The organism is Bradyrhizobium diversitatis (genome assembly GCF_016031635.1).
Classification (GTDB): domain Bacteria; phylum Pseudomonadota; class Alphaproteobacteria; order Rhizobiales; family Xanthobacteraceae; genus Bradyrhizobium; species Bradyrhizobium diversitatis.
Genome location: NZ_JACEGD010000019.1, coordinates 216,832 through 228,837 on the forward strand (window position 1 = coordinate 216,832; position 12,006 = coordinate 228,837).

A 12,006-nucleotide genomic window follows, 5' to 3' on the forward strand; every position below is an offset into this window, starting at 1 on the left:
TTCCAGAACCGGATCGAGCATCGATGCAACCGGAACAGGCGGCGCGACGGGCGCGGGCGCATCGAGCCTCAACACGTCATCGGACGCCAACAGCGGCGGCTCGAGCGCACCGGCGAAATCAAAGACAGAGCGTCCCGGCGACAACGACACAAGGCAAAGCCAGGGCGGCCAGATGAACGCACCGGGCGCCGGCACGATGGGAACGAACCGCAAATAGGCGCGGGCGCACGTCGCGCCCTCACTCCGGATACGCGAACAGATCGATCGGCTCGTTGAAGCCGCGCACCTCGTGCCGGCCGACATGCTCCAGCGCGAACTCTTTCTCCACCAGCTCGGCGAAGGCACGCGACAGCAGCACCTTCTTGCCGATCGTCTTGGTCAGCGCCTCGAGGCGGGAGGCCATGTTGACAGCCGGGCCGATCACGGTGAAGTCGAGCCGGCTGGTCGATCCGATATTGCCGTACATGACGTCGCCGACATGGACCCCGATGCCGTAGTTCAGCGGCGCACGGCCGGTGCCGCTGTTCCGTTCGTTCAGCGCGGCCATGGCCTGCCGGGCCTCGGTCACGGCATGCAGCAGGTTCGCGCAGGCGTCGGGCGAGCTGAGCGGAAAAATCGCGAGCAGTCCATCGCCGATGAACTTCAGGATCTCGCCGCCGTGCCGCGCGATCGGCTCCGACATCGCGTCGAAATAGTCGTTGAGCAGGTCGATGACGTCGTCGCGCGGCCAGTTGTCGGAGATCTTGGTGAAATCGCGCAAATCGCAGATCATGATAGCGGCGCGCACCGTGGTGCCGGTGCCGCGCCTGGTGGCGCCGGCCAGGATCAGCTCGCCGGCATGGGAGCCGACATAGGTCTCCAGCAGCGTGCGGGCCAGGCGGTTCTTGATGCGGATCTCGCTGACCAGCGCCAGCACCGGCAGCAACTTCTTCAGACCGGCGATATGCGCATCGTCGAACCCGCCGGGCCGGTCGGTCGCGAAGGTGACGATGTGCCGCTTGCCGAGCGTATGGTAGAGCGGCCAGGCGACGTAATCGGTGAGGCCCTTGGCGCGCATCTCGTCATAGAGGGCGTGCTTGCGGCCGAGCGAGGAATCCTGCTCGAGCCTCTCGCGCAGCTCGGTGGCGCCGTCATGGATCTCGTGGGCGGCGCTGCCGATATATTCGGGCCGCTCGCGCACTTCATAGTCGACCAGCGCAATCTCGGCCTCGCGGCTCCCGTCGGACCACATCATGCGGGCCCCCAGCCATTGCGGGTGATTGATCAACACGTGGAGCGTCGCCCGCTTCACGGGAATGCCGGCCTGCTGCAGGCGGATGCACATCTGCGCGAAGATGTCGTCGATGAAGCGCTCGTCGCGCGTACCGTTGGTCAGCCAGTCGATGACGCCGTCGGCAGGCGTGGGGGCAAGATTGTCTGGCGCGGTCATATTCTGCCCCTACGAGCTGCGGTCTGCTACCGAAGCAGATATCATGCTCCGGCCCGGCGGCGTCAACCTGGCCAGTTGCATGGATTGTGCGCAGCAGGCGACAGGCACAGCGGCCGCCTAAGCGAGCAGCCGGATCGATCCCAGCACCATCAGGCCCGACACGAGCGCAAGCATCGCCGGCTCCGTCAGCTCGACCTTCAGCGTGCCTTGGCTGGGAACCGTAAAATTCTCGCCGTCGAGACGGATGCGGCATTCACCGCGCGCGGCGTAGACGAGATGGGTGCCCACCGCGAGCGGCCGCTCGCCGGGCTCCCTGAGCGCGACGAGATCAATCTCGGCCGCACCGCGCCGCGCCATCAGGTTCACGACCTCGACAGGACCGGCCTCCAGCTCGGTGACGATCTCGATCTCGCCGGTGAAGCGCACGGTCGTAAAAGGTTCACGTTCGTCGAATGCCTGCGTGGGCGACTTCAGCACCAGCCCGCGCCCATCGACGACCATCTGCAAGCGGTCGATACCGGGCATGTAGGAGAAGGGACCGGGCGCCACGATCGGCGTCGAAGCAAAGCGCCACAGGAGGCTGTCCCAGCCCTTCTGCGTCGCATCGTCCCGATGAGCGTCCGCAATGTCGGTGAAGATGCCGCCGCCGTTCTTCCAGGGCGAGCGGGTGTAGTCGTCAGGCTTGAGCAGTGTGGTTTTCATGTCCACATCATGCGCGGGATGGAGCGGCTTTGCCACCGGTTTTCACGTCAGCCGCTGAAGCTCGAATTGGGTTCACGTTGTTATTTCGACGTCAATGCCGCCACGGGTCGCCAGGCGTCATCAGGCGACCTCGCGGCGAACTGCCGGCAGCGGTCGCGCATCAAGGCGGCCGGACGATCGTGGCTGCGCCGTTTCAGCACCGCTTCGAAATCGGCGAGCGCATCAGCAAACCGGCGCGCACGATAGGCGGCGAGGCCGCGCTCGTAGTCCGCGATCCAGCCGATCGCGGCACTATCATCGGCCGTCTCGCCCGCAATCCCGATCAGTTCGTGGACGGAGATCCCCTCCTCGCGTCCGTAGACCGCGATGCTGTCGACCTCGCGCGTGATGACGACGCCGCGCGCCAGACGTTCGGTCGCCGCACCGATCAGGATCTGCGTCCCGTAGGATTTGTTGGCGCCTTCGAGCCGGCTGGCGACGTTCACGGCATCGCCGATCACGGTGTAGTTCAGCCGCAGCTCCGAGCCGATATTGCCGACCAGCATCCGGCCGGAATTGATGCCGATGCGGATCTGGAGCGGCTGGCCGAGGTCGTCGACGAGGCCCGACTGTTCGATCGCGCTCCGGCAGGCGAGCGCGGCACGGCAACATCGCGCGGCGTGATCGTCTTGCGGCTGCGGCGCGCCCCAGAACGCCATCACGGCATCGCCGATGAACTTGTCGATGGTCCCGCCATTGGCGACGATGATCTCCGAAGTGATGTCGAGATAACGCGACAGCAGCGGCACCACGCGGTCGCCCAGCCGCTCGGACAGCCCGGTGAAGCCGGCAATGTCGATGAACATCACGCTGAGCTCCTGGACGCTGCCGCCGGGCCTCGCCTCGACGCCCTGGCGCAGCAGGCCGCGGACGAGATCCGCCGGGATGAACTTGCGGAAGGCGGACAATCCGGCCGCCATCTCGGCGATCGCGCCCGACAGGCTCGCGATCTCCCTGAGCCGCGACGGATGGCGGCGGACCTGCTCCAGCGCAAAGGCCTCGACATGGCGCAGCTCGCCGACGACGCGTGACAGCGGCGCGGCGATGACGGAGCGCGCCAGCATCGCCGAGGCCAGCGCCGCGAGCACGGCGCCGATGGCAAGGCCAAGGATCAGGCGCCGCAGCGTCGTCTCGACCGGCCCGAGAAACTCGGCCTCGGGGATCACGGTCGCGAGCGACCAGCCGGGAAACGGCAGCGGCGTCAGCGCGACTTCATAGGCGGCGCCGCCCGACGTGAGCCGGCTCCGCCAGGCCTCCCTGCCGCCTGCCTCACCCGCCTTGCCGAGCGCCAGGCGCGCGAGCGGCAGCAGCGCAGTGTCGCCACGCGCCGGATGGAGCTCGTCGGCCTCCTTGTCCGGCGCCGCGACGAGTTCGCCGCTGCCATCGACGATGAAGGCGGTTCCCGTGCGTCCGACCTCGAGCTGCGACAGGAAGCGCGCGAGCCTGGTGTATTCGATGACGACGGCCAGTACGCCTTGCCGCTCCTGATAGACATCGATCGGCCCCGCAAAGGCGATCGACGGCCGCACGCCGGTCGCATGGTCCAGCACCCTGAACCATTGCGGATCATCCGCGGTCAGCCCGGCCTTGAACCAGGCCTGGTCGGCGACGTGAAACGAGGTCGGCTCGAAGCGGCGGTTGGCGAACTCGATGTCGCCGGGCACCACGTCATACTCATCGACGCGGCGCTGGCCGGCATGGTCGGTCAGCGAAATCTCCATCATCTCTAACCGGCGATCGCCGAGCTTGTGCGCGGCGAAGAAGGAGCCGTCGGGCCAGCCGAACGCGACCCAGGAAATCGTCGCCTGCGACTGCAATTGCGAGAGAAAGACGAACTCGCGCTTGTCGGCCTCGCGGGTGTCGAGCACGTTCTGGAGGAAGAGCGTGCGGATCGCAGTATGGGCGGCGCGCGCCTCGTCGACGATGGCCGACACCTCCTTGCGCACGGCCGCCACGATCTGCTCGTTGATGGTCGAGGCGAGCTGCCGGCTGGTCGCTTCCGCCGTGCGCCACCACAACAGGCTCGACAGCGCGGCCGTCAACAGGATTGCCGCCAGGACCAGCGCGGAGACCGCAAGGCGGATGCTGACCGTCAGCCCTGCGATCGCACGAAGCCGTCGTTCGGGATCGACATTCATCGCTGCTTTCGCGCCTCGTTGCGAGTCACTGACATGTCTTACGCCGCCGGCGCTCGTTCGTTACGTCTGGCAGGAGCGAGCGCGCGCAGCCAATGCCCGCTGGCTACCATCTCGATAGAAGCTGGGCATTGGCTTCGAGCCGACGCTTGCCCGCTAATCCCCGCTCGAGCGCACTGCCCGTGCGCCCGATCCAATCGGTCTCACGCATTCGTGAGCGGCCTGCGGGTAACGCAGGTGGCGAGCGGAGCGAAAGAGATCATGCGCAGCCGCCTATCAGGCGATGCCATCTCGAACAGGAGAACTCGATGTCTGCCAAACATGCTGTCACCTCTCTCGTCCTCGCCGGCGCGATGTCGACCGCGCTTGCGACCCTTGCCGCCGCCGGGCCACTGACGAAGGCCGAGGGCGATGCGGCTGTCGCCGCCAAGAAGGAAAAGTGCTTCGGCGTCGCACTGAAGGGCCAGAACGATTGCGCGGCGGGCCCGGGCACGACCTGCCAGGGCACCTCGACTGTCGACTTCCAGGGCAACGCCTGGAAATTCGTGCAGGGCGGCACCTGCACCAGTATCGAGCTGCCGAACGGCAAGAAAGGTTCGCTCAAGCCGGTGTAACGGCCGGCGCGACGTCGCCGGCAAGCACGAACGGAGCAGCACGATGAGCACGGTGACCAAGTCGACCGGACCTGCGGCCGTGCCGCTCCGCTTCGCAACGCCCATCGGCGGCGTTGCCGGGACGAGCTTCAAGCCCGAGCATCTCCCCGCAATCCTCGAGGGCGGACCTCGGCGTGGCTTCTTCGAGGTCCACGCCGAGAACTACATGGGTGCCGGCGGCCCACCGCATCGTGCGCTGGAGGCGATCCGGCGCGACCATCCGCTCTCGCTGCACGGCGTCTGCATGTCGATCGGCGGGCCCCGGCCGCTCGACAAGACGCATCTGGCGCGCTTCCGCGGCCTGGTCGCACGCTACCAGCCGGCGCTGGTCTCCGAACATCTCGCCTGGTCGACGCATGAGACCAGCTTCTTCAACGATCTGTTGCCCCTGCCCTATACCGAGGCGACGCTGGCTTGCGTTTGCGATCACATCGACCAGGTGCAGGAGGCGATCCGCCGCCCACTGCTGCTGGAAAACCCCTCGACCTATGTCGCGTTTCGCGAGTCCTCGATGAGCGAGACCGATTTCATCCGCGCCGTTGCCGAGCGCACCGGCTGCGGCCTGCTGCTCGACGTCAACAACGTGTTCGTCTCCGCGACAAATCATGGCTTCTCGGCGCTTGAATATCTCGCGAACTTCCCGCTATCGCAGGTCCGGGAAATTCATCTCGCCGGCCATGCCGAGCAGGCCGACGACGAAGGCGACCTGCTGTTGATCGACAGCCAAGACGGTCCGGTCGCGGACGCCGTCTGGAAGCTCTACGAGATCGTGATCCGGCTCCGCGGCGCGGTGCCGACGCTGATCGAGTGGGACAGCAAGATACCGGACTGGCCGGTGCTGCAGGCGGAAGCCATCGCGGCCCAGGCGATCCTCGACCGTCATCAGTCCGCCGTGCCGGCAGGAGAGCGTCATGCCGCATGAAGCCGGCCTGTCATTCGCCGCTTCGTTCGCGCCGGCGCTGCTGGATCCGGCGCGCAGCACGCCCGACGGCGTGACCGGCCCGAACGGCAAGGCCGCCGGCCGGCGCTACGACGTCTACCGCAACAACGTCACGGTCAGCCTGATCGACGCACTGGCCGCGATCTATCCGGCAGTGCAGCGCATCACCGGCGCCGACTTCTTCCGCGCCATGGCGCGTTCCCACGTCCGGAGCAATCCGCCGGCCTCGCCGCTGCTGTTCGAATACGGCCGCGACTTCCCGGACTTCATGGCGCGGTATGAGCATGCGCAGGCCATGCCCTGGCTCCCCGACGTCGCCCGCATCGAACGCGCCTGGCTCGATGCCTATCACGCTGCCGACGCGCTTCCGCTGTCGCCGGCCCGGCTGTCGGCGGTGACGCCCAACCGTTTGGCCGATCTGGTGTTCGTTCCACACCCGGCCGCACGATGCCTTCGCTCGCAATACGCGGCCGTGACGATCTTTGCCGCCAACCGCGACGATGCGCCGGTCGCGCGCATCGATGCCTCCACGCCGGAGGATGCCCTGATCACGCGCCCCGAATTCGACGTTACCGTGCGCCGCCTTCCGCCGGGCGGTGCAGTGTTCGCAGACCGCCTGATCTCGGGGCGGCCGCTCGGCGAGGCCGCGTCGTCGGCGCTGGAAGCCTCAAGCGAATTCGACATCGCCGCGAACATCGCCGGACTGATCGAGGCCGGCGCCTTCACCTCGCTCGCTTGCGGAGACCAATGATGATCACGGACCAGCACATGAGCACCGACAGCGGCTCGCTCTCGCCAGGACTGCTCGTCGACAGGGCCAATCATCTGGTGCAAATGATTGCCGTTCCTTCGCTGGTCCAGCTTGTGCTGCGGGTCGCGCTGGCCGTGCCGTTCTGGCGCTCGGGCATGCTCAAATGGGACGGCTTCCTCAGGCTCAACGACACCGCCGTGACGCTGTTCAGTGACGAGTTCATGCTGCATCTGCCGGGCGGGCCCTATCACTTTCCGGCACCGACGGTGATGGCCTTCATGTCGGGCTCCGGCGAGATCATGCTCCCGATCCTGCTGGTGCTGGGACTGGGCACGCGGTTCGCGGCGCTCGGGCTATTGTTCATGACGCTGATCGTGGAGCTCACGGTGCCGGATGGCTGGCCCATCCATCTCACCTGGGCCGCCATGGCGCTGGGCATCATGGCTCACGGGCCGGGGCACATCTCGCTCGACCATCTCGTTTGTCGCGCGCGGTCGCGCGGGCGATGAGCGCGCGCGATGTCGTGCATCCACACGCACGACCGTCATCCTGAGGTGCGCGCCCTTGCGCGCCTCGAACGATGGGCCGCGGGCGCTTGTGGCCCATCCTTCGAGGCTCACCTTGCGATGCGATGCATCGCAAGGTGAGCACCTCAGGATCACGTCAGCGCGTGCGGTTGGCCGTTTAGGCCTCTCACATCCCGATCAGACCGCTATCGACCGCGAGGGTCTGTGCAGTGACGTAGACACTTTCGTCCGAGAGGAAGAACAGCACGGCATAGGCGATCTCCCAAGCGGTCGCCTGGCGGCCGAAGGGAACATGGCCCTTGCCGCGGTTGGGGCGGCCGGCGCCGGCCTCACGGCCGTTGCGAGTGTCGACGAGGCCGGGATAGACGAGGTTGGCGCGGATTCCGCGCCGCGATCCGAGATGGGCGATGTTGCGCATGAGGCCGCCGAGCGCGGCCTTGGAGGAATCGTACACCGCCATCTGCGAGCCGGCTTTCAGCGCGGCAATCGAGGAGATGAAGACGACGGCGCCGTCATCGTCGAATCGAGGTCGGCGGCGGAAGATCGTAAGGCGCGATGTCCGGCTTTGCCGATGTTCGCTGAGAGCGCGCCGCCGTGCTGGGCCGGTCTATTTCACATCCTTGCCGGCATATCCGTGGTAAGGTTTGGCCTCACGTCCGAACCTTCAGCGAGGCAGGCATGTCCGACACTGACAAGGTTTTCGCCGGCTCGATCCCAAAACTCTACGATGAGCATCTCGTCCCGATGATCTTCGCCGGTTACGCCGACGACATCGCAAGACGCGTCGCCGCGCTCTCGCCCTCCGTGCTGCTCGAGATCGCGTCCGGCACCGGCGCCGTGACGCGCGCCGTGGCGGCGGCTTTGCCGGGCCGCGTCCGCTACGTTGCGACCGACCTCAACGAGCCGATGCTCGCGGTCGCGGCGCAGCGTCAGGCTGGCGATGACCGCATCTCCTGGCGCCAGGCGGACGCGTTGGCGCTTCCGTTCGGCGACGCCGAGTTCGACGTGGTCTGCTGCCAGTTCGGCGTCATGTTCTTTCCGGACCGCGTCAAGGGCTATTCGGAAGCAAAGCGCGTCCTGAAGCCCGGCGGCACGTTTCTCTTCAATGTCTGGGACCGCATCGAGGAGAACGTGTTCGCCGATGACGCAACGACCGCGCTGGGCAAGCTGTTTCCCGACGATCCGCCCCGCTTCATGGCGCGGACGCCGCACGGCTATTTCGACCAGGCGATCATACGGGCCGATCTCGCACGCGCAGGTTTCGGCAATGTCTCGATCGAAACACTGGCAGCCACCAGCCGCGCACCGACGCCCGACCTCGTGGCGTTCGCCTATTGCCAGGGTACGCCGCTGCGCGGCGAAATCGAGGCGAGAAGCGGCGGCGATCTTCAGGCCGCGACGGACGCTGTCGCCGCTGCGATCCGCGCGCGCCATGGGTCCGGACCGGTCGAAGCCAAGATCCAGGCCCTGGTGATCACGGCACGGCCATAAGCCTGCGCCGCAGGCAAGTTCGGCTTCCCTACCAAAAGCCGCGCTGCATCGGCTGCGCCGGCTGATAGTACTGATATTGGCTGCGCCGGCGCGGATTGGCCGGCTGGACGTAGGGATCTCGCTGCTGGAAGAAGAAGAAGCCGTTACCGCCGTTGTCCCAGCCGTCATCGCTCGCGATCATGGCAGGCGCGGTCGGCTTGCGCGTGATGAAACCGCCCTGCGGTTCGTTGCTCAGCACTGCGACGAACTCGGTGCGGTAATTGGTCTCGCTGCTGAGGGGCTCATCCGAGACGACGATCGACGAGCGCGGCAACGCGGTCGGTCCGATGCGATCCCACACGTCCTGCGGGATGGTGATGCGGTCGAGCGCGTTCCTCGCCTCGTCGCCGTTCTCGATCGTGACCACGTTCCAGCGCAGGCCGGTATCGGTCTTCGCCATCGCCGTGAAGATATGCGTGCCGAGCGGCTGGTCGGGATTACGGATCGTGACGGGAACCTCGATGCTGGTGTCGAACACCTCGCCGCCGCCGTCGGGCGCCGGCTTGTGCGTATTCCGCCGCACGTAGAGCTTCTGCGTCGCGCGGCTGATGTAGACCGAGACCGGCTCGCCTGCGAGCTTCGCGTCGGTCGCCGCCTTGACGGCGTCGGCTTTCCGGGTCGCGGCCGCCTTCGCGGCGTCCTTGGTGGCGGCCACCGCATCGCGCTTCGGCTGCGCGGCGGCCCTGGCGGCGTCGAGCTGCGTTGCCGCGTCGGCAGCCTTGGCCGCCGCCTTTTGCTGCAGCTCCTCGGCCTTGGCGCGGGCCTGATCGGTTTTGGCGTTCGCTAGCGTCCTGTCGGCAAAGGCGAGCTCGGCATCCGCGCGGGCCTTCTGCTGTTCCAGCTTGCGCAGCGCGGCGGGAAGCGAGGCAGCTTCCTTCGCGGCGGCGGAAGCAGCCTTCTTGGCCGCATCGGCGGCCCTCGTGGCTTCCTCGGCCTCGGCGGAGAGCTTGTCGGCCAGGCCGGGCGCTGCCGCGATGGCGTCCGGCTTCGGCACGAACAGCGAGGGGTGGGAGAAATCGGCCGGGACCGCGTCGTGCGGCGAGATGATCACGCGCATCCCGATATTCGTCTTGTCGAACAGATTCTCGGCAAAGCCGAACGGCATGCGCACGCAGCCGTGCGAGGCGGCATAGCCGGGCAGCGGTCCGCCATGCAGCGCGATACCGTTCCAGGTGATGCGCAGCATGTTCGGCATCCAGGCATCGTCATACATGGTCGAGCGGTGGTCCTTGTCCTTCTCGACGATGGCGAACACGCCGGCCGGCGTTTCGCGGCCCGTGGTGCCGGTCGACACCGGCGCGCGCATGATCCAGCCGTCGGCGTCGTAGAAAGTGACCTGCTGGCTCTTGATCGACACGATCGCCATGATCGGCTCGCCGGCCACTCGCGGCGCCACGGCCTCCGCCGCCTGGCGCGGCTGCTTGGCAGCGGTTGCCGGGGTCGCGGTCAATGCGACCATTGCCGCCAAGGCCACAATTCCGGACGGCCCCCAACCCCGCATCGCCACGGTGGATTTCGCCGTCGTCAGTCGGTTTTTCATGCCATCCTCGGTCGAAATGCCAGTCCGCCCGTGTCGATCACGCGTCAGATTGGAATCATTGGATTAAGAAATCGCAGCCGCCTTACGTTCCGTCTGTGGCGAGATTCGGCACGTTCCGTCGATAAATCTCTCATATACGACGGTCTGCGCTGGCGAAAGGCAGCCTACGGCCGAGGCTGGTCCGAAGCTGGCCCCGAACGCTGCGGCAGAATGTCCGGGCAAGCGTTTGGTGCAGCCTTACGGGCCGACGCCGGGCGGCACGCTTCTTCGCTAAGCGCCGAGCGCCTTGCGGTTCAACGTTCGCAGGAAACGCAGCGACAACGTTCGCACGTTCGCAACATTCAGCAACCAGGCCGCAGCCGCATAAGCGAGGCCGCCGGCGAGACTGACGATCGCGAGCGACACGAGGCCGGTGCCACCCACTTGCGATCGCGCGATCAGGATCGCGGCCGCCATCACGGATGCGGAAACGGCAACGCCGGCGAGGCGGTTGAACTCGAACGGAACCGGGTGGGCCCGTTGCATCAGGACGACGGCCGCGAGGAAGCCGATCGCCTCGGTCGCCAGCGTTGCCAGCGCCGCGCCGTGGAGGCCATAGCCGGGGATCAGCGCGAACATCAGGATCACGCTGACCACGAGCGTGAGGAAGGACTGCGCCGACAGCATGAAGGGCCGCTCGGCGAGCTGAAAGCTGATCTGCACGTAGAACTGGTTGGCGATACCGAAGGAGCGGGCGAGCACAAGGGTCGGCAGCAGCGCCGAGACGCCGGCGCGGAAGTCGACGCCGACCAGCGTGCCGGCGACCTGGTCCGCGGCGAGCGCGAGCCAGACCGCAACGGGTGCAACGACGACGAGCAGGAGCTCGAGGCTTTCGGTCAGCCGCTCGCGTGTCGTCTCGCCGTTGTTCTCGGACAATGACCGGAACACCAGCGGCACGGTCGCCGCGGCAACGCTGGATGCGATCATGACCATGAACTGGCGCGGCAGATCGGCGGCAACGCCGAAGATGCCGGCAGCGTCCTTGCCGAGCAAATAGGCGACAATGAGCCGGTCGGAGGCCGAATAGACGGCGACGGACAATCCTGCCAGCGTCAGCGGCAGGCCGTAGCGCGCCAGCTGCATGAACTGGCTCCGCTGGAAGCGCGCGATCCTGGTGCGGTCGCCGACGAGGTTCAGGATGATGCCCGTGAGCGACCCCAGACCAAACGCGGCGAGCAGTCCCAATCCACCCCAGCCGAGCCAGATGCCGAGCAGACCGAAGCCGACGCTGGAGACGCTGCGCACGATCGAGATCGCCGCGAACCGATAGGGGCGCAATTTGGCGCGCTCGAACTCCTGGCCGACATCGACCGCGTTGGCCATGATCGCGACGAACATGCTGGCGAGCAGCAGTTCGACACTGACGTCGCTGCGGAGCAGGACAACCAGCGGAGTGGTGGCGCAGAGCACCGCGGCCGTGAGAGCGAAGGCGACCATCGCCGTGCCGCGGAAATCGACCTCCGCCGACATCGCCTGATAGCGGGACACCGACAGCTTGATCCAGGCGAAGAAGATCGCGCCCAGAATGCCCGCAAGGCTGATGCCGACGACATAGACGCCGTATTCCGCCGGGCTCAGGAGCCGCGTATAGGCGGTGACCGCGAAAAAGCCCACCGCCGCGGGCAGGATGTAGGCGACCAGATAGATCGAGAAATGGCGGTTCAGCATGCGGGCACGGGACCGTCGGCGGCCATCAGGATTAACGAGACGTTAAGGCAGTT

10 protein-coding genes and 1 pseudogene are annotated in these 12,006 nt (G+C 66.7%); 5 read left to right on the forward strand and 6 right to left on the reverse strand.

The window, feature by feature from the left end; translation table 11 throughout:
* Positions 1–238: 238 nt before the first annotated feature.
* The 3 genes from H1B27_RS21915 to H1B27_RS21925 form a co-directional block, all read right to left on the reverse strand.
* Positions 239–1,429 carry an adenylate/guanylate cyclase domain-containing protein gene (locus H1B27_RS21915; RefSeq protein WP_197967486.1) on the reverse strand — a complete coding sequence of 397 codons (1,191 nt, stop codon included), beginning with the start codon at positions 1,427–1,429 and terminating at the stop codon, positions 239–241.
* A 117-nt stretch (positions 1,430–1,546) separates the two neighbouring features.
* Positions 1,547–2,131: a HutD/Ves family protein gene (locus H1B27_RS21920; RefSeq protein ID WP_197967487.1), complete on the reverse strand. Its 585-nt coding sequence runs from the start codon at positions 2,129–2,131 to the stop codon at positions 1,547–1,549.
* Between the two features lie 80 nt (positions 2,132–2,211).
* Complete coding sequence (locus H1B27_RS21925) at positions 2,212–4,308, reverse strand: adenylate/guanylate cyclase domain-containing protein (RefSeq protein WP_197967488.1); 2,097 nt, start codon at positions 4,306–4,308, stop codon at positions 2,212–2,214.
* Between the two features lie 305 nt (positions 4,309–4,613).
* On the opposite strand from H1B27_RS21925, the gene H1B27_RS21930 reads away from it, so the two are divergent.
* The 4 genes from H1B27_RS21930 to H1B27_RS21945 are packed head-to-tail and all read left to right on the forward strand — an operon-like array spanning position 4,614 to position 7,158.
* Positions 4,614–4,919: a BufA1 family periplasmic bufferin-type metallophore gene (locus tag H1B27_RS21930; RefSeq protein WP_061879360.1), complete on the forward strand. Its 306-nt coding sequence runs from the start codon at positions 4,614–4,616 to the stop codon at positions 4,917–4,919.
* A gap of 43 nt (positions 4,920–4,962) precedes the next feature.
* On the forward strand, positions 4,963–5,880 hold the full coding sequence (bufB, locus tag H1B27_RS21935) for an MNIO family bufferin maturase (protein ID WP_197967489.1): 918 nt from the start codon (positions 4,963–4,965) through the stop codon (positions 5,878–5,880).
* Positions 5,870–6,649 carry an HvfC/BufC N-terminal domain-containing protein gene (locus H1B27_RS21940; RefSeq protein WP_197967490.1) on the forward strand — a complete coding sequence of 260 codons (780 nt, stop codon included), beginning with the start codon at positions 5,870–5,872 and terminating at the stop codon, positions 6,647–6,649. The genes bufB and H1B27_RS21940 overlap by 11 nt, the downstream gene beginning before the upstream one ends.
* Positions 6,649–7,158 (forward strand): DoxX family protein, encoded by a 510-nt coding sequence (locus H1B27_RS21945; protein WP_197967529.1) that lies wholly within the window; start codon positions 6,649–6,651, stop codon positions 7,156–7,158. Before H1B27_RS21940 ends, H1B27_RS21945 begins: the two co-directional genes overlap by 1 nt.
* A 184-nt stretch (positions 7,159–7,342) precedes the next feature.
* On the opposite strand, the pseudogene H1B27_RS21950 reads toward H1B27_RS21945, so the two are convergent.
* Positions 7,343–7,705, reverse strand: a pseudogene (locus tag H1B27_RS21950) (SDR family NAD(P)-dependent oxidoreductase); the annotation flags it as partial.
* 149 nt (positions 7,706–7,854) lie between these two features.
* Here H1B27_RS21950 and H1B27_RS21955 point away from each other — a divergent pair.
* Entirely contained in the window at positions 7,855–8,667 is an 813-nt protein-coding gene (locus tag H1B27_RS21955; protein ID WP_197967491.1) for a class I SAM-dependent methyltransferase, read from the forward strand.
* A 28-nt stretch (positions 8,668–8,695) separates the two neighbouring features.
* Here H1B27_RS21955 and H1B27_RS21960 read toward each other — a convergent pair whose 3' ends face one another.
* Together H1B27_RS21960 and H1B27_RS21965 are read right to left on the reverse strand one after the other, a co-directional pair.
* A complete protein-coding gene (locus H1B27_RS21960) occupies positions 8,696–10,246 on the reverse strand; it encodes a L,D-transpeptidase (RefSeq protein ID WP_197967492.1) in 1,551 nt (516 codons plus the stop codon).
* A 270-nt stretch (positions 10,247–10,516) separates the two neighbouring features.
* The gene (locus H1B27_RS21965) at positions 10,517–11,953 is read right to left on the reverse strand and encodes a lipopolysaccharide biosynthesis protein (RefSeq protein WP_197967493.1); all 1,437 of its coding nucleotides are present in this window, start codon (positions 11,951–11,953) and stop codon (positions 10,517–10,519) included.
* Between the last annotated feature and the right edge of the window lie 53 nt (positions 11,954–12,006).